A 24,207-nucleotide genomic window follows, 5' to 3' on the forward strand; every position below is an offset into this window, starting at 1 on the left:
AAATTGCCGCGTCCGTCCGCTTTCCCGTTTCGGTTTACAAAATCAGAATTTGAGGCTGACGCCCGCGCGCACCGAATGCTCGTCGAAACCGGAGGAAACGCTGGTATTGCCGAGATCGTAGGTCTGCGAACCATAGTCGGAATAGCGGTATTCGAGACGGGTATCGATCGTATCGGTGATCTTCGCCTCGACGCCGGCGCCGAGCGTATAGCCGACGCTGGTCCGCGAATCGGAGGCGGACCCGAGCGAGAGTTCGGACCTGGCGACCGCAAGGCCACCGGTGCCGTAGATCAGGAATGGATCGACATCGACGCCGACGCGGCCGCGCAGGGATCCGAAGACGTTGGATTCGCCGGAGACGTCCCGGTTGCCGACCGCGTTGCGCCCGATCGCGTCGTAGCCCGAGCCGCCGATATCGCCCTCGATGCCGTAGACGAGCGCGCCGCTCTGCAGGTTGAAGCCGCCATAGGCACCGCCGGACACGCCCTCGCCGCTGACCGAAGCGCCGCGCAGATCGTCGTAGCGCGACACGTTGTAGCCGACGAACGTACCGGCATAGGGGCCCGACCAGATGGCGACGGGCGGCGCGCTGTCCGGCATGCGGGCGTCGGGGAACAGGGCTTCGCCGGCAGCCGGCATCGCCCCTTGGGCGTACGCGGTCGCGGGCAGTGCCGAAAGGAGAGCGGCCAGGAAAAGCGTCGTTCTCGGTGGCAAGGCATTTGCTCCCGTTCGATGTTGCGAACCCTCTGTCGAGGCACCGCGTCGGCGACCCGAATCATGCGTCGATGTCCGGCAGGATCGCGACCGTTGCCACATCTAGATGGCATCGCGGCGGCAGGACTGAAGGCCCTGTCCAGCACAATCATGCCACAATCGCACTTTGATGGCGACTGTGGCCGGCAAGGCACGCTTCATGCCGGAGCCGAACCGATCGGGACGCGTCCGGGGCCGCGCGCCATGGCGCCGCCTTGCGCGAAATCGAACATTGCGGGCGATGACGAAACCTCAACAATCCCGCCTCCGTCCCCTATATGGAGCGGGACCCGACGATGACCGCAACGCGCCCTACCCGCTCCCGATCCCGGCCCCAGCGCTTTTCCCGCCATTCCGGACGGGGCCTTGAACCACGCCAATCCGACATGGACGACATGCCCGACACCGATTTCGATCCCGAGGACGAAAGCCCAGACGCCGAGGCCATCGACGCGTCCGACGCAGAGGCTGAGACGCTCGGCGAGGCGGCGGCCGCGCTTCTGAAATCCATCGACTGGAACGATGCCGGCAAGGCCGAGAGCGACGATCTGGAAGGCGCGGAACTGATCGCCTTTCTCGTCAAGCGCCTGCCGAACCAGCCGGGCGTCTACCGCATGTTCGGCGCGGGTGGCGAGGTCCTGTATGTCGGCAAGGCGCGTTCCCTGAAGAAACGTGTCGGCAACTATGCCCGGCTCGGCGGCCATACCCAGCGGATCGCCCGCATGATCCGGCTGACCCGGCAGATGGAGTTCGTCACCACCCGCACCGAAACCGAGGCCCTGCTCCTCGAAGCCAATCTGATCAAGCGCCTGAAGCCGCGCTTCAACGTCCTGATGCGGGACGACAAATCGTTTCCCTACATTCTCGTCACCGACGATCACGGCGCGCCGGCGATCGTCAAGCATCGCGGCGCGCGCAACCGGAAGGGTTCGTTCTTCGGGCCCTTCGCCTCCGCCGGCGCCGTCGACCGGACGATCAATTCGCTGCAGCGGGCGTTCCTGTTGCGCACCTGCACCGATTCCGTCTTCGAAAGCCGCTCGCGCCCCTGTCTTCTCCACCAGATCAAGCGATGCGCTGCGCCCTGCACCGGCGAGATCGCCGAGGAGGACTATCGCGGCCTCGTCAAGCAGGCCAAGGCGTTCCTGTCGGGCCGCTCCGGCCAGGTGAAGCAGTCCATGGCAGAGCAGATGACGCGGGCCTCCGACGATCTCGACTTCGAGCGCGCCGCGCTCTACCGCGACCGTCTCGCCGCACTCTCCCACGTCCAGAGCCACCAGGGGATCAACCCGTCCGGCGTCGAGGAGGCGGACGTCTTCGCGATCCATCAGGAAGGCGGGCTGACCTGCGTGCAGGTGTTCTTCTTCCGCACCGGCCAGAACTGGGGCAACCGCGCCTATTTCCCGAAGGCCGATCCGCTGCTGGAGCCCGAATCCGTGCTGGGCGCCTTCATCGCCCAGTTCTACGACGACAAGCCCGCGCCGCGCCTGATCCTCTCGCCGATCAAGCTCGACGATCAGGAGCTTCTCGCCGAAGCCCTCGGCCTCAAGGCGGATCGCCGGGTGAAGATCGAGACGCCCTCGCGGGGCGTGAAGGGCGACCTCGTCGATCACGCCAAGTCCAATGCGAAGGAAGCGCTCGGCCGCAGGCTGGCCGAGACCTCCTCGCAGGGCCGGCTTCTGGAGGGCCTGAAGGAGACGTTCTCGCTCGAGCGGACCCCGCGCCGCATCGAGGTCTACGACAACTCCCACATCATGGGCACCAATGCGGTGGGCGCCATGATCGTCGCGGGGCAAGAAGGCTTCGTGAAGAGCCAGTACCGCAAGTTCAACATCAGGAGCACCGAGATCACGCCCGGCGACGATTTCGGCATGATGAAGGAGGTGATGACCCGCCGGTTCTCGCGCCTCCTCAAGGAGCATGCCGACGAGGCACCGGGCGCGGCCAAGGAAGCGGCAGCCGGGATCACCGATCCCGACGACATCGAGGACGCCGGCGACGCGCCGTTCCCGGCCTGGCCGGATCTCGTTCTGATCGATGGCGGCAAGGGCCAGATCTCGGCGGTGCGCTCGATCCTCGAGGGGCTCGGCATCGCCGATCAGGTTCTGACCATCGGCGTCGCCAAGGGCGTCGACCGCGATGCGGGGCGCGAGCGCTTCATTCAGGGCTCGAAGGACTTCACCCTGCCGCCGCGCGATCCGGTGCTCTATTTCGTGCAACGCCTGCGCGACGAGGCCCACCGGTTCGCGATCGGCACGCACCGGGCCAAGCGCAAGAAGGAGATGATCAAGAACCCGCTCGACGAGATCGCCGGCATCGGCCCGACGCGAAAGCGCGCCCTGCTTCAGCATTTCGGTACGGCGAAAGCGGTCTCGCGCGCCGGCCTGCCGGATCTGCGCGCCGTGGACGGCATTTCCGAAGCCATCGCCCGGCTCGTCTACGATCATTTCCACGATAATGGCTGACCATCTTAAAAAATCCGCAACCAGGGGCCACCTGTCACGGGAAACGGTTGACCCGGCGCCTTCCAGGCGCTTTGACGGAAGCCAGATTCACTCGGGCCCCCAGCCATGAGGACAAGACCCATTCGCTCTTCGTCATCGACCATCTACAGCCTGCCGAACCTGCTGACCTATGCGCGAATCATCTGCGTGCCGCTGGTGGTCGTCTGCTTCTTCCTGGAAGGGTCGCTGAAGAGCCCCGACTATGCCCGCTGGACGGCGCTCGGCATCTTCATCGTCGCCTCCATCACCGACTATTTCGACGGCTATTTCGCGCGGGCCTGGCAGCAGACCTCGACCATCGGCCGCATGCTGGACCCGATCGCGGACAAGCTGCTGGTGGCCGCCGTGCTGCTGCTGCTGGCCGCCGACGGCACCATCGCCGGCTGGAGCCTGTGGGCGGCGATCGTGATCCTGTGCCGGGAAATCCTGGTGTCGGGCCTGCGCGAATATCTCGCCGAGCTGAAGGTCTCGGTTCCGGTCACCCGGCTCGCCAAATGGAAGACGACCTTCCAGATGGTCGCGATCGGCATCCTGCTGGCCGGCCCGGCCGGCGACAAGCTGATCCCGAACGTCACCGAGATCGGCATCGCCTTCCTCTGGGGCGCCGCCGTCATCACCTTGATGACCGGCTACGACTATTTCCGCGCCGGCCTGCGGCACATCGAGGACTGATCGAGGCGATCGCACGCGCCATGCCCTCGCCCGACCGGCGAAGGTGGGAATGGGACGTCCGGCGTTGTGGCGAAAACGCAGCTTGGCTGCGCACGCGCCCGGCACGCCTGCACCGCCCGTTCAAGCAGAGGCGCGGAGAGGACCAAGGTGCGGGCAAGGACGGGAACACCGGATCGATGCCCCCGCCCGCTTCGAGAATTCTCAGCCCTTGGAGCCGTGATCCATGCCGTGCTCGGCGCCGTCGCCATGGTCCATTCCGTCCATGCCGCCCGCGGGGGGCGTCTTGCCGGATCGGGAGACGCCGACGGGTTCGGCCTGGAGCTCGACATCGAGCGTCTTTCCATCCGAAAATTCGAGCGTCATCGGGATCAACGCGCCCTCTTCGATCGGCTTTGCCAGCCCCATCATCATGACGTGGTAGCCGCCCGGCTCGAGCGTGACGCTCTTGCCCGGCTCGATGGTCAGGCCGCCCTCGACCTTCTCCATCCTCATCACCCCGTCGATCAGTTCCATGGAATGGATCTCCGCCGATTCGGCCGCGGGCGTCGAGGCACCGGTGAGCGTGACGGCCTGACTGCCGGCGTTCTGGATCGAGAGATAGGCGCCCGCGACCGGTGCGTTGGGCAAGGTCGCGCGGGTCCAGGGATGGGCGATCGACAGATCGCCGAGCGTGTAGTCGTGGGCGCTGGCGCCCGGGGCGAAGGAAAGCGCGAGCAGCGCGCCGGCAAGCGAGATGAGCCGTGATGTCATGGCTTGGACTTTCTGAAAGAATTCGACGATTCGAGACGCAACTCCAGCGCAAGGCGATAGGCCGGGCGATGTCTCTGGCGATGAGGGGTCGCGGGACGGTCTGCAAGCGATTTCCGGAAGGCCGCATTTTCCGCGGTGCTTCAGAGCGAGCGTCGCAGATCCGTCGCCGCCGGCGGGTCGCGCGCACCGATCGAGCCGAGCCAGCCGGGCGTTTGAGGCCCGCCGTCCCGGAACCCCGTGCTGCGGCCGGCGCGGCAGAGCCGAAGGCCGGCGAACGCAGGGCCTGCCGCCATGTCCGAGGCAAGCGTGACTCCCGATGCCTGCTGGGCGCACAGGATGGCGCAATGGCGCTCGTCGCAGCAATCCTCGTCGTGATCGCCGTCCGCCATGGTCATGATGCCGGCATCGGTGCAGATATCGGTGGCGATCTCGAGGGCGCGGGAGGCCAGATGCGATACGCCCGCATGCCCCTGCAGAAGCCCGATCAGGACGAGCGCCTGGGCGACGATCAGAACGATCGCAGCCGACGCGGACCGGTCCGCCAGGAGTTTTCGAGCAAAGGCCATGGGAACGAGCCTACCAGAAGCCGCCGCAAAAGCGATGCGCGCGCCACAGCAAATCATGCGAGCGTTAACGCCGGAAGCATCGCGGATCACCGGACGGTTCTCGCGGGCATTCAGGGGCTCGAGACCGAGGCGCCTCACGCGTCCCGCGTTTCCTTGTCGAACACCATGTAGTCGAGCGGCAGTTCCGTCGTGGACTTGATCCGCTCCATGGCGAACGCCGACGACACATCGCGGATCTCGATCTTCTCGATCAGCCGCTTGTAGAAGGCGTCGTAGGCCGCGATATCCGGCACCACCACCCGAAGCAGATAATCGACGTCGCCGCTCATGCGGTAGAACTCGATGACCTCGGGAAAAGTGATGACGACCTCCGAGAACCGCTTCAGCCATTCGGTGGAATGGGAGTTGGTGCGGATCGAGACGAAGACCGTGACGCGGGTGTTCACCTTGTCCGGATCGAGGATCGCGACGCGGCGCTTGATGACGCCCTCCTCCTCCAGCTTCTGGATCCGCCGCCAGCACGGCGTCGTCGAGAGGCCGACCCGCTTGGCGACATCGGCGACCGCAAGCGTCGAATCGGCCTGGAGGAGCCGCAGGATTTTCTTGTCGAGCCGGTCCATCCGCGCCTCGCTTGAAGGTTCAGCGGCCATCGAACCGCACCGGACCTGCATACAGAACCTCGGCGACCCGCGATAGGGACCGCCTCGCGCCCCTGCCCGGCCCGCGCGATCCGCGCGAAAGAATGGTGGTCAATCGCCGGGCATTCTTCTATGGTCCGTTTCGTTCGGTCCATTTCGCGCCATGCGGCGCGAAGGGATAATAGGGAACACGGAAGGAACGGACGCAGACCGCGCGTTCCCCACCGTGGCCGCCCCCGCGACTGTCAGCGGCGAGCGCCCGTCTCATGCCACTGGTTCGCAATCGTTGCGAATCGGGAAGGGAGGCGAAGCGCGACGACCCGTGAGCCAGGAGACCTGCCGAGCGTGAGACACCAACAAACGCCGTCGGGTGGACGGCTACGGAGAACGACATGAACACCCTCACGACCCGCATGCGCGACCTTGCGCAGACCAGGGCCGGCGATCTCGCATCGATCGCCGCCGCAGCCATTCTCGGCCTCGGCATCATCTGGACCGTCGGCATGGCGCAGGCGGCCAGCCTGCACGATGCGGCGCACGACGTGCGCCACACCACCGGCTTTCCCTGCCACTGACGATCCGATCGCTATGTTCAAACAGATCATCGCCGGCGCGATCCTCGCCGGTGCAGGGGCCGGCCTGTGCGCAAGCCTCCTGCAAATTGTCTTCGTGCAGCCCGTATTGCTGCACGCCGAACTCTACGAGTCCGGCCAGCTGGTCCATTTCGGATCGGCCTCCGACGTCAGCGCCGATCAGGCGGTGGCGGGCTTCGATCTTCAGCGTGACAGCCTGACGACGGCGTTCAACCTGCTCGTCTATACAGGCTACGCGCTGATCCTGACGGCGCTGATGGCGCTCGCGCAATTGCGCGGCGCCACCATCTCCGCACGCAACGGCCTCGTCTGGGGCGCGTGTGGGTTCTTCGTCGTCCAGTTCGCCCCGGGCTTCTCGCTCGCGCCGGAGGTGCCCGGCGTCGCGGTGGTGGACGTTCAGACCCGCCAGCTCTGGTGGACGATGACGGTCGCAGCGGCCGGCATCGCGGTCTGGCTCGCAGCCTTCGGCCGCAGCCCCGCGGCCTGGGGGGCGGCGATCGTGCTATTGCTCTTGCCGCACATCGTCGGCGCGCCGGAGCCGGAGTTCTTCGCCGGCCCCGCGCCAACCGAACTCGGCGCTTTGTTCGTCTCGCGCGCCTATGGCGTCAGCCTGGCGGCGTGGACCGCGCTGGGGATCCTCTCGGCCTTCTTCCTGCGGCTCGATCCGGCTCGTGAACGCACGGGCGTCGCCGCCTGACGACGGGTCAGACCAATGGAATGCGGCCGGCGAGGCAGAGGCGCAGCCGGCCGCATTTTGTCGCATTTGCGATATGGCCGCCTTCGGCGGCGAGCCACGCGCGCGCCGTCGCGACGATGTCGGCGACGTCGCCTGCCGGCTCGATGCGGTGGAACAGGTAGGCCGCCTTCCGCGCATCCGACAAGGCCAGCGCGACGGGTGCCCCGCACCCGTTGAGGCAGTCGGTGCCGACCACGCGCAGCGCGTCGACGAGCCCCGCCTCGTCGAGCGCCGCGACGAGATCCGCCACGAGCCTCGCGCCGGTCGTCCCGTCCGCCGCCCTGCAGCTTTCGCATACGATGATGGCCGGCAACCGGCTCTCGTCCGGCATGGCCGTCATTCCCGCCACCAGCTCCCGTCCTGGCTGATCGCTTTGATGCCGTCGTCGGAGAGCCCGGCGAGACGGGCGGAGACGGAGGCACCGCCCAGGAGAAGCGTTCCGTCGAGATCGGCCAGCGGGCGCAGCACGAAGGCGCGATCCGCGGCGCGCGGATGAGGCAGCTCCAGCCGTTCGTCCCTGATCGTTCGCCCGTCATAGTCGATCACGTCGAGATCGAGAGTGCGCGGCCCCCAGCGCTCGCCCCGCTCGCGCCCGTGCAGGCGTTCGATGTGCAGGCAGAGATCGAGCAGCGGCAGCGGTTCGAGCACCGTTTCGACCAGCGCGCAGGCATTGATGAAATCGGGCTGGTCCGTCTTGCCCCAGGGCGGCGTCGCGTAGAGTTTCGAGACCTTCGCCACGCACAGGTCCTCGCGCGCGTCGATCGCCGTCAACGCCGAGCGCATCGCGCCTTTCACGTCCCCCACATTGCCGCCGAGGGCGAGGACCGCGCGAAAACCGGTCACCAGCGCTCGCCCTTGAGGGCGCGCCGCATGGCATCGGCAATGAACAGCGCATCGCGATTGATCGCGACATGATGGACGCGGAAGATGTCGGCGCCGCGCTCGCGCAGCAGCGCGGACGTGGCCGCGGTGGCATGATCGGGATCGGGCAACCGGCCGTCCGGGTCGGTGCGCACGAAGCGCTTGCGGCTGGTGCCGACAAGCACCGGATAGCCGAGCGGCAGCACCTCGTCGAAGCGCGCCATCAGGACCATGTTTTCCGATCCGTCCTTCTCGAAGCCGAAGCCCGGATCGATGACGATCGCCTCCCGCGCCACCCCCGCCGCTTCGGCGATCTCCAGAGACGTCCTGAGAAATGCGAACTGGTCCTCGACGACGTCCGGAAGCCGTTCGCGCCCGCGCCCGGTGTGCATGAGGCAGAGGCCCGATCCGGTGTCGGCGGCGACCTTCGCGATCTCGCGATCCTTCTGCGCCCCCCAGACATCGTTGACGATATGGGCGCCGGCCGCAACGGCGAGCCGGGCGGTTTCGGAACGATAGGTATCGACGGAGATGATGCAGTCGGAAGACGCCGCGAGCGCCTCGATCACCGGCAGGATGCGCCGCTGCTCTTCCCTTGCGTCGACGGGGGTCGCGCCGGGACGCGTGGATTCGCCGCCGATATCGATGATCGTCGCGCCCTGTTCGACCATCGACAGGGATTCGGTCACCGCCGCCTCGACGCTGGCATAGCGGCCGCCGTCGGAAAAGCTGTCGGGCGTCGCGTTGAGAACGCCCATGATGGTCGCCCGCTCGCCGAGGTCGATATGGCGGCCATGGCCCACCTGCCAGCGTCCGCCGCGTGGTTCGATCACCTGCATGGCTTGGCTCTCCTCGTCCTTGCGGGTTTCACTGGCGCGCAGAATTAGCCGCTCGCGCCGCGCGGAGCAATCGGAGGCGAGCGCTTGCGCCCGTCTGTCGAGGCACTTTCGCGCCCCCCTCATTTTCTCCATTGTTCCGAACGGCTTTGCAGCCTAGCATCGTGGCTGGATTTGCTACGGGAGGTTTCTTACCGATGACGCAGCGTCTCAATCCCGCATGGGCCGTGTGCGCGCTGACGGTTGTTCTGGTGCTTCCGGCCCCGCCCGCCCCTGCCGGACAGGTTTCCCAGGCAACCCAGTACTTCGCCGTGCACGGCGCAACGCTTTCGGAAATCGACCGCAGCCTGTCGAAGTCGGGCCCGATGGTCTCCGACACCGGCCAGCGTCATCCCGGCGCGACCTCGGTGCGGTTCGATGGCCATGTCGGCTATGCGCGCGTGCCGCGCGGCTGCGCCGTCGCGGAGACCGACATCAAGCTGCAGCTCAAGACCACGCTTCCCAAATGGCGCCGGCCGCCGCGGACGGAAGCGCGGACGTCGCTCGTCTGGCAAACCCTCGCCGCCGACATTCATCGCCATGAAAAGCAGCACAGCGCCATTGCCATCAGCTACATGAAGCGGCTCGAAAGCGCACTGAAGAACCTGCGTCCCGAGCCGACCTGCCGCCAGATGGAAGCCAAGGCGAACCGCGTCATGTCACGCTATCTTGCCGAACATGAACGGGCCCAGCGCGAATTCGACACGATCGAGGGCCGCGAGGTCGATCTGCGGCTCAACCTGGCGCTCAAACGCAGGCTCGACAGCGGGCAGCGATAGGGCTCGCAGGCGCCGCTCGCGTCGGGGCGAGCCCGTTTCGGCTGTGGAGAGCGGCCTTGCGGTCGTTCTGCGTCGCAGACAAACGGCCTCCGGTTCGATCCGCACGGGGCGGACAGGCCTCACCAGATCAGCCGGACCCCTTGAGCGTGGTACGCGATCGTCTCGAAGGCTTCCTCGAGCTCACCTGCGGTGGCGACCTGGTAGAAGAACGACTTGTTGCTGGCGCACGCCGACAGGAGCTTCGCATCGCCCTCGACGAGATTGATGGTGTGGATCTCGATTCCGGCCTTCCTGGCATTTTCGCAGGCGAGCAGGGTGCGCTGGTTGATCTCTTTCCGGTTTCGCGAGCCCATCCAGCGATTCTGAGTGTTCTCGCCATCGGTCAGGATGACCATGATCTTGCGGACATCGTCGCCATTCTGGGCTCCCGTGAAGGGCGAGGCCGGCGTGAAGGCCTCCATGCCCCACTGGATCCCGATCGTGATGTTGGTGTTTCCCGACGGCGTCAGTTTCTGTGCCGCCGCGTTCACCTTGTTCAGATCCTTCGTCAACCCGGTGATCGGCTCCAGCGTCGGCGTCGCGCAGCTGGCCTCCGGATAGATCGTCGCCGGGATCGCCAGCGTCATCGCGTCGTTCGTCGTGTCGTATGGCTGGGTCCGGTCGACGAAGCAGCGCGGCCATGGGCCCGGCGCGAGCGCGATCAGATCGTTGTTCGCCGTCTCGGACTCGTTCGGCTTGCTGGCGACCGGCACCGCCCTGCCGCTCGGGCCTTCCCACAATTTCGTCGTCGCGGTGGTGTTGATCCAGCCGCAGCCGAAGAAGCAGAAATAGGTCCCCTGGTCCCGATAGACGAAAAGCCTGTTGTTGGCGATGAAGGCCCGGTAGCGGATGTCCGCACCGTAATAGGAACTGTAGATCCGCTCCGACGTCGCGCGAAACCCGTCGGCGGTCGGCGAACACCGGCTGCGGTCCGTGTGGGTCGCGTTGATCAGCGCGTTGCAGTCGACGGCCGACGGCTTGAAGTTGACATTGTCGTAGCAGGCCTGCCGATCCATCGGATCGGTGACCATGTTGCAGGAGACGCCGGCAAACGGGTTTGCGACCGTCGTGTTCGCCACGACCCCGAACAGGCTGCCTGTGGCCTTGACCTGGGAATCGAACGGCACGAGGCCGACCTGGGTATGTTCGTTCGACTTGAACTTCGACAGGAACAACGTGACCGACTTCTTCAGTTCGCCCATGCGGTTGCCGTGGACCATCGAACCGGAAGAATCGAGGACAAGGACGATATCGAGCGGCGAATCGGCGGCCGTTGCCGCCGCTTCCGTTTCCATCGCCAGGCTGTCGACGCCGAGGATCTTCATGAACGGCGTCGCCACCTTGAAGTCGGCCGCATAGATGAACGTGTTCCCGTCCTGCGACAAGGTGGTCTGCCCGATGTCGACCCCCAGATCGCCGAGATTGAAGGCGAAGATCGCGTCGGACGCCGCCTTGCGGGCGGCCGCGTCACGCCCGGTGAAACGGACCGCTGCCAGCGAGGCCGAGTCCGCCGCGGCCTGCACCGCACTCTTGATTCGCACCGCATTGCCGTAATCGAGCGCGCCGCCGCTCGTCATGATGAGAACGGGAAGAGCAAGGGCGAAGATCATGGCGACATTGCCGTCACACGCCCTGCGGAAACGTTCTGAAAAGGACTTGGATCGCAGCATGATCTCACTTCGAAGGACGTATTTCTTTTCTCTCCCTGATTGTGCTCGGAACTGGTCTCGAAATGGTCAACACGCCTCAAAAAATGCTTTGTTTTCCAAGATTTGTTTGATCCGCGTCTCAGGACATCTTCCCGATCTCCCGCGCTTTCATAGCTCTATGGTTGCGCAAAAACCGCTTCGCGTGCCGTCCCTGCGCTGCTCGGTTGCGCTATGACCGCCGCACGGAAGCGCGCGACGATCCGTAAAAATGAAAGGATTGCTTACTTTCAAGCGGGTCGGAACCCGCGAAGCGTTCAGTCCTCGGCCTTGCCCATGGCGAGCAGCCAGGCGACGAACGACTCGACGATCGGCTTCCGCTCGCTCGCCTTGGCGCAGGTGACGAAATAGGACATGCCGAAATCGATCGCACCGCCCGGCAGTTCGTCCAGCTGGTTTTCCCTGACGAGACGCCGGGTGATCGATTTCCAGCCCAGCATCAGGCCGCGCCCGTCCTGCGCCGCCTGAACGGCCTGGATGTAGTTGTCGAAGCTCTGGGTGGGGCCGCGATGCGCAGGAAGGCCCCGTGCGGCGAAATAATCCTCCCAGCCGAGCCATCGCCGTCCCGCCGAGGCGCGCACATGGATGAGCGGCGCGGTGACGAGCCTGCCATGGTCGGATGCGATGGACGCGATGAGCCCGCCTTTGCCGACCGGCCCGGTGATCTCGGCAAACAGGCGCTCGGTCCGCCCATCGCTCCACGGCGTGCTGCCGTAGCGCAAGGCCACGTCGATGCCGTTCGACAGCGTCGGCAGGTCGGAGGGCGGCGCCTGCACGTTCACCGAGACGTCCGGGTGGCGGGCATAGAAATCGGGCAGGCGCGGCATCAGCCAGTAGGTCGCCATGCCGATGGTACAGGACACCGTCAGATGCCGGTCTGACAGCCCCGCCGAAACACGGATGTCCGCGATCGTGCCGGCGATCCGCTCCAACCCCTCCCGGGTCGCCCAGGCGAGACGCTCTCCGGCGTCCGTCGGTCGGGATGGCCTTGAGCGCCGATCGAGCAGTTCGACCCCCACATGGCCCTCCAGAGACTTGATCGCCTGGGTGATCGCCGGCGGCGTCACGTTCAGCTCGTCGGCGGCCGCCTGCATTGAACGCAGGCGCACCACGGCATCGAAGGTCATCAGGAGCCGAAGCGGTGGGAGACGATCCAAGACCTTAACTCGTCGCTTAATTTAGATGAACCATTACCGGACTTTCCCGAAACGACAAAATGCGGTTCCCTCGGCCTTCAACATCGATCCGCACGATCAACGAATGGGCGCACCGACATGACCATCATGACCTCCGTCGCCAGCGACATATCCCTTGGAGACAAGGGGCTGACCCTGCCGCTCGGCCGTGGCCCGGCCTATTTCAACTATCACTGGCTGCGCGACAACTGCCCGACCTCCTTCGACAGGAAAACCCGCGAGCGCAGCTTCGACATCTTTCATCTGGAGGCCGCACCGAAGGCGAAGGCGGCGCACATGGACGCCGATGCACTCGTGATCGACTGGGCGGGCGAGGATCACGTGACCCGCATGCCGATGGGGTGGCTGGAAGCCTACGCATACGGAGAGCGGCGCGCCGATCCGGCGGATCTGCCACGCAAGGCCTGGTACGGCGATCACTATCCGGACGTCGCCCGTTTCAGCCACGCCGAACTGACGACGGACAAGGCCAGGGTGAAGGCCTGGCTCGAGGCGATGATCGTCGAGGGGGTCGCCGTCGTCACCGACATGCCGGACACCGATGCCGGCCTCACCGAACTCGCCCATCTGATGGGGCAGGTGCGCCCGACCTTCTTCGGGGCCTATTTCGACGTCAGGACCCATATCAACCCCACCAACACGGCCTACACCGCCGCGGCCCTCGAACTCCACACCGACACGCCGGCCGAAGAGCACGCGCCCGGCATCCAGTTCCTGCATATGCGGGCCAATTCGGTCGAGGGCGGGCGCAACCTCTTCGGCGACGGCGTCGCGGTCGCCAACGCATTGCGCAGACAGGACCCGGATGGCTTCCGCCTTCTCGCCGAGACCGACATTCCGTTCTTCTGCGAGCACGACAGCTACGACATGCGCTCCTACCAGCGCATCATCGAACTCGACCGGCACGGCGAGGTTTCGGGGCTGACCATCAGCCAGCACATGCTCGACCTGATCGACCTGCCTCAGACGCTTCTGGACGCTTGGTATCCGGCCTTCTGCCGCTTCGGCAAGATGCTGCAGGACGATCGCTACGTGATGCGCTTCACCCTGAAGGCCGGCGAGTGCATCGTCTTCGACAATCACCGCATCGTCCACGGCAGGGCCGCCTATTCGGCCACCAGCGGCGAGCGTTATGTGCGCGGCTGCTATACCGACCGGGCGGAAATGCGCTCGACCTATCGCGCGCTCGTCGGCGAGGGTCGCTTCAAATGACCGTCATGAGCAACCGGCCGGTCGCGGACGACGATCGCCGGGCCTTGCGGGTCGAACTCGCGGCGGCCTTCCGGATCTGCGCGCGAATGAACTGGCACGAATCCGTCGGCAATCATTTCAGCGCGGCCGTCTCCGCCGATGGCCGACAGTTCCTGATGAACCCCCGATGGCGGCACTTCGGTGCGATCAGGGCGAGCGATCTCCTGCTGCTCGATGCCGAGACCGCGGACGTTCTGGAGGGCCGCGGCACACCCGACCAGTCGGCCTGGACGGTGCATGGCACGATTCATCGCAAGCGTCCCGACGTGCGCGTGGTGCTGCATGCCCATCCCCCTTACGCGACCGCCCTTTCGACCTTGAAGGATCCGTCCCTGAAGCCGCTCGACAACAACACCGCGCGCTTTTTCGGCGATCTCGGCATCGATCTCGGCTTCGGCGGCATCGCCGACGACGCCTCGGAGGGCGAGCGGCTCGCCGAGGCGCTCGGCGAGAACTCGTGCCTGATGATGGGCAATCACGGCGTCACCGTCACGGCGGATCGTGTCGCGCTGGCGTTCGAGAAGCTCTATTTCTTCGAAAAGGCGGCCCGGACCCAGATCCTTGCCTATTCGACCGGCCAAGCCCTCAACATCCTTTCCGACGCGGTCGCCCGCAACACGGCGGAGGGCTGGAAGGCCTATGAAGGCATGGCCGATGCGCATTTCGCCCATCTGATGGCGGAACTCGACCAGACCGATCCGTCCTATCGGGACTGAGGTGGCGCCTTCCATGCATGGCCGGTCGCCCCCCGCCCCCGACCGGGCGGCGCTCGTCCCGCGCGTGCTTCCCTATTGCCGGTGCGTGTCTTAAACCGTATGAGCCTCGCCATGGATGAGAGCAAAACCGATAGGGTCGCCAGCCTGGTGGTCATCGTCAGCGGCGTGTTCTGGGGCCTTTACTGGCTGCCGGTGCGCCGGATCGACGAAGCCGGCCTTCCCGGAGCCTGGGCGACGTTCTTTTCCGTCGCCGTCGCGGCCATCGTCCTCGCCCCCTTCGCGCTCTGGCACTGGCGGCGGCTGGCAAGGGCCAACCCGCTCGCGCTCCTCTACATCGCCGTCGGCGGGGCGGCCTTCGTTCTGTATTCGGTCGGCTTCGTCTATGGTCGCGTCGCGATCATCATCCTCCTCTTCTACCTCACCCCGGTCTGGAGCAGTCTGATCGGGCGGTTCGTCCTTGGCTGGCGAAGCCGGGCGTCGCGAACGCTCGTCATCATTCTCGGCGTTCTGGGCCTGCTCGTCATGCTGGGCGGGGAAGGCGAGATTCCCGTTCCGCGCAGCGTCGGCGAGTGGCTCGCGCTCGCAGCGGGGCTTCTCTGGTCGATTTCCTCGACGGGCATAAGGCTGACGTCGAATCTTCGCGCCGTCGAGACGAGCTTCGTCTTCGCGTGCGGGGCGCTGGTCTCCGCCGCCGTTCTCGCACCGATGCTCGCGCCTTTGCCGACCGGCATCGCGCCGGATGCGATGACGCCCCTCGTCGGCTGGAGCCTTGCCGCCGGCATTGGCTGGTGGGTTCTCAACACGACCGGCCTCCTGTGGGCGACGGCACGTCTGGAGCCGGCGCGCGTCGGGATCCTCCTGATGTCCGAAGTCCTCGTCGGTGCGATTTCCGGCGCCTTGCTCGCCGGCGAACATCTCGGTCCGTTCGAATGGGCCGGGGGCACACTCGTCCTCGTCGCGGCCGCGATCGAGATCTTTTCGAGCAGCGCCAAGGGTGGTACCGCGCACGCGGCCAGCTGACCCGAACCCGCGAGGATCTGGGACACGACGGTCTACTTCGAAACGGACCGGATTGACGCGCGCTGGCCCGGAATGGCGCGGACGCGGCGGCGGCGACGCGCTGCCGCCTCGGGCGGCACGTCGGCACCGCCTGAGCCTTCAGGTCTATTGCTCGGCGCGCCGGGGGCTTGCGGGTGACCGGCCGTCCGGCGGATCGATCCGGGCCTTGCCGGACATCGGCCGCCCGGAAAGCCGCCCGGGCAGCCGGACCCAGGACCCCGCCTGTCCAGACCATGCTCCGCGGCGGCGCTACTCCGGCTCCGGCCCCGCGTCCCGATCGCCCGCGGCCAGCGGAATGTCTGCGGAGGGGAAAGGCACCGTAGCCGCAGGGGCCCGGTCCTCGCCGGTCCCGATGGAGGCGTGCCAGTCGCGCATGAAGCGCTCCTTCTTGCGGTCGTCGAGCCAGGTCAGGAGGCCGGGGCGCAGGCGGATCGGAAGGAGGGCCGTGCTGCCCTCGAACGGATCGCCGAGAGTGTCCGGATCGTTGCCGACGAGAGGGGCGAGGAAGGAATGCTCCGCCAATTGCGCCTGACCTTCGGGTGACAGCAGGAAACGCACGAAACCCTTGGCCTCCTCCTGATGGTCCGAGCCCTTGGTCACGAAGACCGAGCGGGTGAAGACGAGAGCGTAGTCGCTGAGAAGCAGGAGGCCGAGGCGCGGATCGTCGGCCACCATCCGGGAAGCGTAGGAACCGATGACATTATAGGCGAGGACGAGCCGTCCCGAGGCGACGTCATCGATCATCTCGCCGGTACAGCAGTAGAGACGGGTTCGCGCCCGTCCGAGGGACTCGACCAGCCGCGACGCCTGATAGCCGCGCTGGGCGTCCTGGGTCGCGAACATGTAGCCGACGCCCGAGAGGGCGACGTCGTAGGTACCCAGGCGACCATCGAAGAAGGCCGGGTCGTCGCGCAGCATGGTGGCAAGGTCCGAGCGGCTGGTCGGCAGCGGACGGTTCTCGAAGGCTTTTCGGTCGTAGACGAGCGCCACGGGCTCGCGCGTGAAGCCGAAGAGCTCGCCGCGCCAGCGCGACCAGTCCGGCGTGTCCGGCATGTTCTCGATGGACACGGCATAGCCGTCATTGACGAGATCGATCTGCAGATCCATGGCCGAGGAGATCACGAGGTCGGGCAAGGTGTCGGCCTCGAGGACGGCCTGATGGAGTTCGGCGGTGTTGAACTCCGTGTAGACGATGTCGATCGCCGGGTTCAAAACCTCGAATCGTTCGATGATCGACTCGATCGCGTCGCGATCGGTCGCGCTCCACAGCTGGAGCACCACCCGTTCCTGGGCGGACGCGCCGGGTCGGCCAGACGGGCCGGAGAGAGGCGCAGATCCGGCAAGGCCGATGAAGGCGACGGCGAGGAGGAAGGCCTTGAGCGTCACGACGACAGGCCCACCCGCTGGGTGACCGGCAGGCACATGACGCATTTGAGGCCGCCGGGCACCGCGTCGTGCAGTTCGAGGCGGCCTGCGTGGCTGGTGGCCACCGCGGCGACGATCGCAAGGCCGATGCCGGAGCCGCCACCTGCGCCGGCGGAATAGAACCGTTCGAGCACTTTGTCCTTTTCCCCGGCCGGCACGCCGGGTCCGCGATCTTCGACCGAAAGCTCGTATGCGGTGACGGATCCGTCCGCTTCATGGACTGGTTCGAGACCGATGGTGATTTCGTTGTCCAAGGGTCCGTGACGGATCGCATTGTCGATCATGTTGCGCAGGGCCTCCCGGATCGCGATGGCGTCGCCCTCGATCATGGCGGGGCGTTTGTCGGGGGGCAAGTCGACGCCGAACTCGATCCCGTCGGCCCCGTCGCCGCGCACGCTCTCCTCCAGAAGACGCAGGATCACGTCCCGCAGATCGACCGACGCGAACATGTCGAGACCGCCGCGATGGATCACCATCGCGTGGCTGAGGAGCTGGTTCGTCATGCGAATGGTGCGCCGGACCTGATCGCGCGCCCGTTGCAGCTGTACGATATCGACGGTGCCGCCGCGATCGGCGGCGTCGAGATGGGTCTGCAGCATCGCAAGCGAGGTCCGGGTCTGATGCGCGACGTCGGCGATGAACGTCTCAGCCTGCTTGCGCGACTGGCCGAGCCGGCTCATGAACCCGTTGATCGCCGCAATCAGACCCTCGATCTCGCGGGGCGGCTCGGCGCGCAGAGGCTCGAGGTCGAGAGGTTCCCGCTCGCGAATGTCACGCTCGATTCCGACGAGGGGGCGCATGGCAAGGCCGATCCCCATGCGGGCGATGACGATACCGGCCAGCGAAAGCGCGGCGAGCGGGACGATCCCCTTCAGCATCAGATCGGTCTGCATGGCGTTGCGGGCCATCCGGGACTGGCCGACCTGCACGCCGACCCAGCGCGGACGTCCCATGCCCGGCAAAAGTCGACCGTTCACGACGAACCGGACCAGCTCCCCGCTATAGTCGCTGTCGAAGAAGATCGGATCCTGCAGGGGCCGCTCGCTCCGCTCGATCCAGTCGCCCGGCAGATCGGCGTCGCCGGTCAGGGTCTGCCCGCGATCGTCGACGACCCGGTAGAAAACGCGATCCCGGTCGTTCAGCGCCAGAATCTCGAAGGCCGACGGCGGAAGATCGATCTCGACGCCGCCCGGGACCATCGTGATGCGCTCCAGCATGGAGATCGCCGCGCCCCGCAGAAGCAGATCATAGGTCTCGTTGGCGGCCGTGCGCGCATAGGTATAGATGCCGACGGCAAGCAGGGTGACCAGGACGATGAACGCGCCGAACGAGACCAGGAGCAGGCGCCGGCGCAGCGAATAGCGGCGCGGCAGGAAACCGTCGAACGGGTTAGACATCGCGCACACTTGCGATGTAGCCGAGACCGCGGATCGTCCGGATGTTCAGGGGGGTGCCCTGAAGCTTGCGGCGCAGGCGGGTCAGGATCTGTTCGACGGCATTGAGACTCGGCGTTTCCTCGAAACTATAGATCCCGTCCGCGACCTGCTCCTTCGTGAGCACCCTGTCGAGATTGCCGAGAAACAGTTCGAGAACCTGAATTTCACGCGAGCGCAGTTCGAGATCGGCGCCGTCGAAGCTTGCCCGCCGGGCCGCCCGGTCGAAGGCGAAGGGTCCGTGCACGAAGATATTGGAGGCTTCGCCGCTGCGACGGCGCAAAAGCGCCCGGCAACGCGCCGACAGTTCGCGGAAATCGAACGGCTTCACCATGAAATCGTCCGCGCCCACGTCGAGGCCGATCACCCGATCCTCGATCTCGCTGCGCGCCGTCAGGACGAGAACCGGGGTCCGGTCGCCACGCACGCGCATGGCGCGCAGGACATCGTAGCCACTTTTGGACGGCAAGTTGATGTCGAGAATCACCAGATCGAACGATGCGTGGCGCAAGAGCGCTTCGGCCTCGCCGCCATCGGTTTCGAGATCCACCGCATGGCCCTCGACGCTCAGCCGCTCGATCATGGCCGCGGCAAGATCCTGATTGTCCTCCACGATGAGAACCCGCATCGGTTGCTACTCCCCGTCAAAACTTGCCGCCTGACGATTGGAACTCCGAATGTGTCAGCGTGGCGTCAGCTTGCGGTCAGGCCCTTGTCAGTCGGCGCGATTAGGTCTGTCAATGGGAGTGAAGAATTTACGCGAGACGGGATTGTCTGACGTCAAGTCACAGGCACAACGTCCGGCTTCATAAGTCGGCCTCCAAACTGGGTCTCGGTTTCGATCTCCCATCGCACCGCAATGGGAGGATATTGCCATGAAATTTCGTCTTTTCGCGTCCAGCCTGGTCGCAGCCGCCTTCGCAGGCCCCGTTCTCGCGCAGGATCAGAATATCACGATCGACCGGCCCGAATGCGTCGCGCCGGCCCAGCCGGGCGGCGGCTTCGACCTCACCTGCCGGATCGCGCAGCGCGGTCTTCAGGAAGTGCTTTCCAACCCGGTCCAGGTGACCTTCATGCCCGGCGGCATCGGCGCCGTGGCGATCAACCTCTTCAACACGACGCGGACGGACGATCCGAACGCCATCGTCGCCTTCTCGTCCGGCTCGATCCTCAACATGGTGACCGGCAAATACGGCGAGTGGGGCGCGGACGACGTCAAGTTCACGGCAACGGCCGGAACGGACTATGGCGCGATCATCGTGCGCGCCGATTCCGAATTCCAGTCGCTCGCGGACGTCATGACGGCCCTGAAGGCAGACATCAGCAGCGTCGTTCTGGGTGCCGGCGGATCCGTCGGATCCCAGGACTGGATGAAAGCTGCGCTTCTGGTGCGCGCCGAAGAGCTCGATCCACGCCAGATGCGCTATGTCGCGTTCGATGGCGGCGGTGACGCGATGAGCGGCCTGCTCGGCGGTTCGATCGACATCTACACCGGCGATGTCGGGGAAGTCATCAGCCAGCTCGAAGCCGGCGCGGTCCGCGTTCTCGCGGTCATGACCCAGGACCGTCTCCCGGCTCCGTTCGCGGACATTCCGACCACGAACGAACTTGGCTATCCGGACGCCGACTGGGCGATCCTGCGCGGCTACTACATGGGCAAAAACGTGTCCGACGAAGCCTACAATGCGTGGGTCGACGCCTTCAAGAGCGCCTACGGCACCGAACAGTGGCAACAGGTGGTCTCCGACCAGGGCCTCCAGGTCTACGACAAGGCGGGCGAGGAGCTGAACCAGGACATTCAGCGGCGCGTCGAAGTCATGCGCGAGATCGCCCAGGAAGCCGGCCTGATCCAGTAGGCACGCCCTCGAGGAGCGGGCGACGTCCTCCCAAGCTCCGACCGCGCGCCGCAGGCGTTCGCGGTCGGACATGCCCGGGACAGGCCACCTCGTCCCCGCATCCATGTTTCCGCTCGTCGGCCACCTGCGCCGACCTTCTCCCAACCCGTTGCCAGGAGTCTGTCCGTGGCCGATCGTATCTTCGCCGGGGTCCTCTTTTTCGTGGCCCTCGGCTATACCTATATCGCCTTCTTCATTCTGCAGGCGCCCTTCCAGTACGATCCGCTCGGGCCGGAGAGCTGGCCGCAGATCCTCGGCATCGTCGCGCTTCTATGTCTGGCCTACATCCTGATCAGGCCGGACACGGAGGGCTTTGATCTCGATCTGCCGACGGGCGGACGGCTCGTCGCGCTCTTCGTCTTCCTGATGGGCTACGCCTATCTCTTCCAGCCGTTCGGCTTCATCATCTCGACCTTCCTGTTCTGCGCCGCGCTGTCCCTGATGCTCGGCGCGAAACCGCTCGCGGCGGTGGTGTTCAGCGCCGCCACCGGGGTCTTCGGCTATTTCATCTGCACAATTCTCCTCGACATCAACCTTCCGGCGGGCCCGATCGTCGCCGCATTCCTTTAAGGACCTTCGACCATGGATGCAGTCCTGTCGGGCTTGGCCTCGGGTTTCGAGACCGCTCTCAGCCCCTTCAACCTGATGCTCGTTCTCATCGGGTGTTTTGCCGGCACGCTCATCGGCGCCCTGCCCGGCATCGGCCCGATCAACGGCGTCGCCATTCTCCTGCCCATCGCCTACGGCCTGAACTTCCCGCCGGAATCGGCGATCATCCTGCTTGCCGGCATCTATTACGGCGCCGAATATGGCGGTCGTATCTCGTCGATCCTGCTCAACGTGCCCGGTGACGCCAGCGCGGTCATGACGACCCTCGACGGAAACCCGATGGCGCGCAGGGGCGAGGCCGGCAAGGCGCTCTCCCTGTCGGCGATCGCCTCCTTCGTCGGCGGCACCCTCGCGGTGATCCTGATGAGCCTGTTCGGGCCGCTGCTCGCGGCCTACGCCGTCACCTTCTCGCCGTCCGACTATGTGGCGCTGATGGTCTTCGCCTTCGCCTCGCTTGCCTCGCTCGTCGGCTCGAATCCGGTGAAGACGCTGCTCGGCGCGGTGATCGGCCTGATTCTCGCTTCGGTCGGGATCGACGCCAACACCGGCGTCGCGCGCTACACCTTCGGCATTCCCGACATTCTCGCCGGCATCGACTTCCTCATCGTCGTGATCGGCCTGTTCGGCATGGCCGAACTTATCCATCTCGTCGAGCAGCAGGCCCGTGGAACCCTGAAGACCCTGAAGATCGACAAGAGCTTCGTGACGATGGCCGATCTGGCGAAGACGAAGTGGACGATCCTGCGGTCCTCGATGATCGGCTTCTTCATCGGCATCCTGCCGGGCACCGGCGCCTCGGTCGCCTCGGCCGTTGCCTACGGTGCGGAGAAACGCGCCTGCAACAATGCCTCCAGCTTCGGCGAGGGCGACGTGCGCGGCCTCGCTGCGCCGGAAGCGGCCAACAACGCGGCCGCGGGCGGCGCCATGGTACCGATGCTGACCCTCGGCATTCCGGGCTCAGGCACCACCGCGATCCTTCTCGGCGCCCTGCTTCTGTTCAACGTCCAGCCCGGTCCGCTGATGTTCGAGCAGCGCCCCGAAGTCGCGTGGGGCCTGATCGCCTCCATGTATATCGGCAACATCGCGCTTCTCGTGATCAACCTGCCGCTCGTCGGGCTCTTCGCCAGAATGCTGACGATCCCGCAACAGTACCTGACCCCGATGATCGCGGTTCTTGCCTTCGTCGGCGTCTACTCGATCGTCTCGAACCCGCACGATCTCTACATGATCACCCTGCTCGGCGTGTTCGGCTGGATCATGCGCAAGCTCGGCTTCTCGCTCGCGCCGGTGATCCTGGGCTTTGTGCTCGGCAGCCTGTTCGAGAACAATCTGCGGCGGGCACTGTCGATCTCGGGCGGCGACTGGTCGATCCTGACCACGTCCTGGAACGCGGTCACGCTGTACATCCTGACCGTGATCATCATCGTGGTTCCGATCGCCTACGGTCGCTACAGCGCCAAGCGCATGGAGGGCGATGCCGCGACGTCGGCGGAGACGCCGAAATCGTGACGGGCCGCTCGACACTCCTGGCCGTGGGGGCCGCGCTTCTTGGCGCGGCCCTTTTTGCTGTTCTGGGTGTTCCGGCGGGGGCGCTCGTCGGTTCCACCATCGCGGCGACCACCGTCGCCGCGCTGAAACTCGATCCCGGCGTGCCCTCCCTCCTGCGCGACCTCGGCTTCACCACGATCGGCGTGACCCTCGGGGCCGGCATCTCGCCGTCCTTCCTCTCCGATCTCGGGCGCTTTCCGGTCAGTCTCGCCGCGCTCACCATGACGATCCTTCTCGTCATGATCGTCTCGAGCTGGTTGCTGCGGTCTTTCTTCAAGGCCGATCGTCCGACCTCGATCCTCGCCTCCTCGCCGGGCGCGCTGTCCTACGCCCTGTCGCTCTCGACGGACGGCCGGGGCGGCGCGATCGACGTGAAGGCGGTCATGGTTCTTCAAAGCCTCCGCCTTCTCCTGATCACGATCGTCCTTCCGCCAGTCATCGCGATCGTCGACGGTGCGACCGGGCACGAGCCGATCGCGTCCATCGAACCCCACACCCTCGACCTGCCGATCAGCTTCGCGCTCATCGCCGTCTCGGCCCTCGTCGGGTCGGTCGCGACCAAGCTGCGCGTGCCGGCCGCCTATCTGCTTGCGGGCGTCACCGTCAGCGGGATCGGTCACGGCATGGGGCTTCTCGAAGGCCGCCCCGCGGCGGCGCTGACCTTCATCGGCTTCTCGCTCGCCGGCGCCGTCATCGGCTCACGGTTCGCCAAGGTCACGCTCGGCGAGATCAGGACGCTCGGCCTCGCCGGCCTCGTGGCGACCGGCGTCGCCGTCGGTCTTTCCGGTTTTGTCAGCCTGGGGATCGCAGAGGCGCTCGACCTGCCCTTCGGCCAGGTCTGGGTGTCCTTCGCTCCCGGCGGCGTCGAAGGCATGAGCGCCATGGCGCTTTCGCTGGGTTACGATCCGGCCTATGTGGCGACCCACCACGTCTTCCGCCTCATCCTCATCATCGCCGTGCTCCCGCTCGTCCTGCGCCGACCCTCCGGTGCCGGCTCGTAAGGGATCGGGCATGCGGGGTCGAACCGGGGTTCCGCGCGCCGTGGGCGTGCGCGCAGCGGCGCTCTTTCAGGTGACGTGATCGCCGGTCCGCAAATCGGGACGCCGACCTGGCGTGGCGCCATGATCGGCCGGCGTCCCGGCGTGAGCGGCATTTTGCAGGGCTGGTGCTTACGCGACGGTCTTCAGCGCCGCGCGGCAGTCGTCGGCGCATTCCCGGCACATGGTGGCGCAGAGCTGACAATGTTCGTCCTCATGCGTTCCGCATTCGTCCGCACAGATCTCGCAAGCCTTGATGCAGAGCTCGAGTTGAGCGCGAAGCAGTTCGACATTCTGTCCGGTGCGTCGAACCGCCAGATGCGCCGTGGCCGCGCAGATGTCGGAGCAGTCGAGGCAGGTTCGAATGCACTGGCGCATATCCATTTTTTCCGCCAGGCAGGCATCCGCGCAGGACGTGCAGAACAGCGAACAGAGCATCGCGTGCCGCGACGCCTTCGCCAGAGCCTCATTGAAATCATCTCCAACTTCCGGATGCAGCCCGATCATCGTCTCGATCGACATGTGAACTCCTTTGCGTCGGTCTCGTTCGGTGGGTGGTCATAACGCAA

Annotated in this window: 25 protein-coding genes and 1 riboswitch; of the genes, 12 read left to right on the forward strand and 13 right to left on the reverse strand. The window is 65.8% G+C overall.

Going from position 1 to position 24,207, the window contains the following annotated elements:
- Positions 1-42 precede the first annotated feature (42 nt).
- Entirely contained in the window at positions 43-714 is a 672-nt protein-coding gene (locus tag U0C82_RS14115) for an outer membrane protein (RefSeq protein WP_322187793.1), read from the reverse strand.
- Positions 715-1,139: 425 nt separating this feature from the next.
- On the opposite strand from U0C82_RS14115, the gene uvrC reads away from it, so the two are divergent.
- Both uvrC and pgsA read left to right on the forward strand, forming a co-directional pair.
- Positions 1,140-3,215: an excinuclease ABC subunit UvrC gene (gene uvrC, locus U0C82_RS14120; protein WP_416186685.1), complete on the forward strand. Its 2,076-nt coding sequence runs from the start codon at positions 1,140-1,142 to the stop codon at positions 3,213-3,215.
- 105 nt (positions 3,216-3,320) lie between these two features.
- Positions 3,321-3,926, forward strand: coding sequence for a CDP-diacylglycerol--glycerol-3-phosphate 3-phosphatidyltransferase (pgsA, locus tag U0C82_RS14125; RefSeq protein ID WP_322187795.1), 606 nt, complete (start codon positions 3,321-3,323; stop codon positions 3,924-3,926).
- A 201-nt stretch (positions 3,927-4,127) separates the two neighbouring features.
- Here the strand turns inward: pgsA and U0C82_RS14130 are convergent, their stop codons facing one another.
- From U0C82_RS14130 to U0C82_RS14140, 3 genes are all read right to left on the reverse strand, one after another.
- Positions 4,128-4,676, reverse strand: coding sequence for a copper chaperone PCu(A)C (locus U0C82_RS14130; protein ID WP_322187796.1), 549 nt, complete (start codon positions 4,674-4,676; stop codon positions 4,128-4,130).
- A 140-nt stretch (positions 4,677-4,816) separates the two neighbouring features.
- Complete coding sequence (locus tag U0C82_RS14135; RefSeq protein WP_322187797.1) at positions 4,817-5,242, reverse strand: hypothetical protein; 426 nt, start codon at positions 5,240-5,242, stop codon at positions 4,817-4,819.
- 134 nt (positions 5,243-5,376) lie between these two features.
- Positions 5,377-5,862 carry an Lrp/AsnC family transcriptional regulator gene (locus tag U0C82_RS14140; RefSeq protein WP_322187850.1) on the reverse strand — a complete coding sequence of 162 codons (486 nt, stop codon included), beginning with the start codon at positions 5,860-5,862 and terminating at the stop codon, positions 5,377-5,379.
- Positions 5,863-6,010: 148 nt separating this feature from the next.
- Positions 6,011-6,238, forward strand: a riboswitch (cobalamin riboswitch).
- A 34-nt stretch (positions 6,239-6,272) separates the two neighbouring features.
- Between U0C82_RS14140 and U0C82_RS14145 the strand changes: the two genes are divergently transcribed.
- A complete protein-coding gene (locus U0C82_RS14145) occupies positions 6,273-6,455 on the forward strand; it encodes a CbtB domain-containing protein (protein WP_322187798.1) in 183 nt (60 codons plus the stop codon).
- Positions 6,456-6,468: 13 nt separating this feature from the next.
- Positions 6,469-7,170: a CbtA family protein gene (locus U0C82_RS14150; protein WP_322187799.1), complete on the forward strand. Its 702-nt coding sequence runs from the start codon at positions 6,469-6,471 to the stop codon at positions 7,168-7,170.
- Positions 7,171-7,177: 7 nt separating this feature from the next.
- On the opposite strand, the gene U0C82_RS14155 is transcribed toward U0C82_RS14150, so the two are convergent.
- Genes U0C82_RS14155 through folP form a run of 3 tightly spaced genes read right to left on the reverse strand, consistent with a single transcriptional unit; the run spans position 7,178 to position 8,909 of the window.
- The gene (locus U0C82_RS14155; protein ID WP_322187851.1) at positions 7,178-7,549 is read right to left on the reverse strand and encodes a DUF1636 family protein; all 372 of its coding nucleotides are present in this window, start codon (positions 7,547-7,549) and stop codon (positions 7,178-7,180) included.
- Positions 7,546-8,052, reverse strand: coding sequence for a 2-amino-4-hydroxy-6-hydroxymethyldihydropteridine diphosphokinase (folK, locus tag U0C82_RS14160; protein WP_322187800.1), 507 nt, complete (start codon positions 8,050-8,052; stop codon positions 7,546-7,548). The genes U0C82_RS14155 and folK overlap by 4 nt, the downstream gene beginning before the upstream one ends.
- A complete protein-coding gene (folP, locus tag U0C82_RS14165) occupies positions 8,049-8,909 on the reverse strand; it encodes a dihydropteroate synthase (protein ID WP_322187852.1) in 861 nt (286 codons plus the stop codon). Before folP ends, folK begins: the two co-directional genes overlap by 4 nt.
- Positions 8,910-9,103: 194 nt before the next feature.
- Between folP and U0C82_RS14170 the strand changes: the two genes are divergently transcribed.
- Positions 9,104-9,724, forward strand: coding sequence for a DUF922 domain-containing Zn-dependent protease (locus tag U0C82_RS14170; RefSeq protein WP_322187801.1), 621 nt, complete (start codon positions 9,104-9,106; stop codon positions 9,722-9,724).
- 119 nt (positions 9,725-9,843) lie between these two features.
- Here U0C82_RS14170 and U0C82_RS14175 read toward each other — a convergent pair whose 3' ends face one another.
- Positions 9,844-11,373, reverse strand: coding sequence for a vWA domain-containing protein (locus U0C82_RS14175; protein ID WP_322187802.1), 1,530 nt, complete (start codon positions 11,371-11,373; stop codon positions 9,844-9,846).
- A 353-nt stretch (positions 11,374-11,726) separates the two neighbouring features.
- Positions 11,727-12,626 carry a LysR substrate-binding domain-containing protein gene (locus tag U0C82_RS14180; protein WP_322187803.1) on the reverse strand — a complete coding sequence of 300 codons (900 nt, stop codon included), beginning with the start codon at positions 12,624-12,626 and terminating at the stop codon, positions 11,727-11,729.
- 117 nt (positions 12,627-12,743) lie between these two features.
- Here U0C82_RS14180 and U0C82_RS14185 point away from each other — a divergent pair, with 117 nt between their 5' ends.
- The 3 genes from U0C82_RS14185 (at position 12,744) to U0C82_RS14195 (ending at position 15,652) form a co-directional block, all read left to right on the forward strand.
- A complete protein-coding gene (locus U0C82_RS14185; protein ID WP_322187804.1) occupies positions 12,744-13,877 on the forward strand; it encodes a TauD/TfdA family dioxygenase in 1,134 nt (377 codons plus the stop codon).
- Entirely contained in the window at positions 13,874-14,632 is a 759-nt protein-coding gene (locus U0C82_RS14190; RefSeq protein WP_322187805.1) for a class II aldolase/adducin family protein, read from the forward strand. The genes U0C82_RS14185 and U0C82_RS14190 overlap by 4 nt, the downstream gene beginning before the upstream one ends.
- A 111-nt stretch (positions 14,633-14,743) precedes the next feature.
- A complete protein-coding gene (locus tag U0C82_RS14195) occupies positions 14,744-15,652 on the forward strand; it encodes a DMT family transporter (RefSeq protein ID WP_322187806.1) in 909 nt (302 codons plus the stop codon).
- 288 nt (positions 15,653-15,940) lie between these two features.
- On the opposite strand, the gene U0C82_RS14200 is transcribed toward U0C82_RS14195, so the two are convergent.
- The 3 genes from U0C82_RS14200 to U0C82_RS14210 are packed head-to-tail and all read right to left on the reverse strand — an operon-like array spanning position 15,941 to position 19,177.
- The gene (locus U0C82_RS14200; protein ID WP_322187807.1) at positions 15,941-17,077 is read right to left on the reverse strand and encodes an ABC transporter substrate-binding protein; all 1,137 of its coding nucleotides are present in this window, start codon (positions 17,075-17,077) and stop codon (positions 15,941-15,943) included.
- Positions 17,074-18,513 carry a sensor histidine kinase gene (locus tag U0C82_RS14205; RefSeq protein WP_322187808.1) on the reverse strand — a complete coding sequence of 480 codons (1,440 nt, stop codon included), beginning with the start codon at positions 18,511-18,513 and terminating at the stop codon, positions 17,074-17,076. The genes U0C82_RS14200 and U0C82_RS14205 overlap by 4 nt, the downstream gene beginning before the upstream one ends.
- Entirely contained in the window at positions 18,506-19,177 is a 672-nt protein-coding gene (locus tag U0C82_RS14210; RefSeq protein ID WP_322187809.1) for a response regulator transcription factor, read from the reverse strand. Before U0C82_RS14210 ends, U0C82_RS14205 begins: the two co-directional genes overlap by 8 nt.
- Before the next feature lie 247 nt (positions 19,178-19,424).
- Between U0C82_RS14210 and U0C82_RS14215 the strand changes: the two genes are divergently transcribed.
- The 4 genes from U0C82_RS14215 (at position 19,425) to U0C82_RS14230 (ending at position 23,602) form a co-directional block, all read left to right on the forward strand.
- Positions 19,425-20,405, forward strand: a complete 981-nt coding sequence (locus tag U0C82_RS14215) for a Bug family tripartite tricarboxylate transporter substrate binding protein (protein WP_322187810.1) — start codon at positions 19,425-19,427, stop codon at positions 20,403-20,405.
- Between the two features lie 165 nt (positions 20,406-20,570).
- Positions 20,571-21,014, forward strand: a complete 444-nt coding sequence (locus U0C82_RS14220) for a tripartite tricarboxylate transporter TctB family protein (protein WP_322187811.1) — start codon at positions 20,571-20,573, stop codon at positions 21,012-21,014.
- 12 nt (positions 21,015-21,026) lie between these two features.
- Entirely contained in the window at positions 21,027-22,562 is a 1,536-nt protein-coding gene (locus U0C82_RS14225) for a tripartite tricarboxylate transporter permease (RefSeq protein ID WP_322187812.1), read from the forward strand.
- The gene (locus U0C82_RS14230) at positions 22,559-23,602 is read left to right on the forward strand and encodes an AbrB family transcriptional regulator (RefSeq protein WP_322187813.1); all 1,044 of its coding nucleotides are present in this window, start codon (positions 22,559-22,561) and stop codon (positions 23,600-23,602) included. The genes U0C82_RS14225 and U0C82_RS14230 overlap by 4 nt, the downstream gene beginning before the upstream one ends.
- Before the next feature lie 168 nt (positions 23,603-23,770).
- On the opposite strand, the gene U0C82_RS14235 is transcribed toward U0C82_RS14230, so the two are convergent.
- A complete protein-coding gene (locus tag U0C82_RS14235; RefSeq protein WP_322187814.1) occupies positions 23,771-24,160 on the reverse strand; it encodes a four-helix bundle copper-binding protein in 390 nt (129 codons plus the stop codon).
- Between the last annotated feature and the right edge of the window lie 47 nt (positions 24,161-24,207).

The sequence above is a fragment of the Fulvimarina uroteuthidis genome, assembly GCF_034321785.1.
Taxonomy (GTDB): Bacteria; Pseudomonadota; Alphaproteobacteria; order Rhizobiales; family Rhizobiaceae; genus Fulvimarina; species Fulvimarina uroteuthidis.

Bases quoted from the DNA above. Each gene is read 5' to 3' on its own strand.
- U0C82_RS14145 (WP_322187798.1), top strand. From the start codon at position 6,273: ATGAACACCCTCACGACCCGCATGCGCGACCTTGCGCAGACCAGGGCC.
- U0C82_RS14130 (WP_322187796.1), bottom strand. From the start codon at position 4,676: ATGACATCACGGCTCATCTCGCTTGCCGGCGCGCTGCTCGCGCTTTCC.
- folP (WP_322187852.1), bottom strand. From the start codon at position 8,909: ATGCAGGTGATCGAACCACGCGGCGGACGCTGGCAGGTGGGCCATGGC.
- U0C82_RS14190 (WP_322187805.1), top strand. From the start codon at position 13,874: ATGACCGTCATGAGCAACCGGCCGGTCGCGGACGACGATCGCCGGGCC.
- U0C82_RS14205 (WP_322187808.1), bottom strand. From the start codon at position 18,513: ATGTCTAACCCGTTCGACGGTTTCCTGCCGCGCCGCTATTCGCTGCGC.
- U0C82_RS14175 (WP_322187802.1), bottom strand. From the start codon at position 11,373: ATGATCTTCGCCCTTGCTCTTCCCGTTCTCATCATGACGAGCGGCGGC.
- U0C82_RS14195 (WP_322187806.1), top strand. From the start codon at position 14,744: ATGGATGAGAGCAAAACCGATAGGGTCGCCAGCCTGGTGGTCATCGTC.
- U0C82_RS14215 (WP_322187810.1), top strand. From the start codon at position 19,425: ATGAAATTTCGTCTTTTCGCGTCCAGCCTGGTCGCAGCCGCCTTCGCA.
- U0C82_RS14135 (WP_322187797.1), bottom strand. From the start codon at position 5,242: ATGGCCTTTGCTCGAAAACTCCTGGCGGACCGGTCCGCGTCGGCTGCG.
- pgsA (WP_322187795.1), top strand. From the start codon at position 3,321: ATGAGGACAAGACCCATTCGCTCTTCGTCATCGACCATCTACAGCCTG.
- U0C82_RS14155 (WP_322187851.1), bottom strand. From the start codon at position 7,549: ATGACGGCCATGCCGGACGAGAGCCGGTTGCCGGCCATCATCGTATGC.
- U0C82_RS14235 (WP_322187814.1), bottom strand. From the start codon at position 24,160: ATGTCGATCGAGACGATGATCGGGCTGCATCCGGAAGTTGGAGATGAT.
- U0C82_RS14225 (WP_322187812.1), top strand. From the start codon at position 21,027: ATGGATGCAGTCCTGTCGGGCTTGGCCTCGGGTTTCGAGACCGCTCTC.
- uvrC (WP_416186685.1), top strand. From the start codon at position 1,140: ATGGACGACATGCCCGACACCGATTTCGATCCCGAGGACGAAAGCCCA.
- U0C82_RS14140 (WP_322187850.1), bottom strand. From the start codon at position 5,862: ATGGACCGGCTCGACAAGAAAATCCTGCGGCTCCTCCAGGCCGATTCG.
- U0C82_RS14150 (WP_322187799.1), top strand. From the start codon at position 6,469: ATGTTCAAACAGATCATCGCCGGCGCGATCCTCGCCGGTGCAGGGGCC.
- U0C82_RS14170 (WP_322187801.1), top strand. From the start codon at position 9,104: ATGACGCAGCGTCTCAATCCCGCATGGGCCGTGTGCGCGCTGACGGTT.
- U0C82_RS14210 (WP_322187809.1), bottom strand. From the start codon at position 19,177: ATGCGGGTTCTCATCGTGGAGGACAATCAGGATCTTGCCGCGGCCATG.
- U0C82_RS14185 (WP_322187804.1), top strand. From the start codon at position 12,744: ATGACCATCATGACCTCCGTCGCCAGCGACATATCCCTTGGAGACAAG.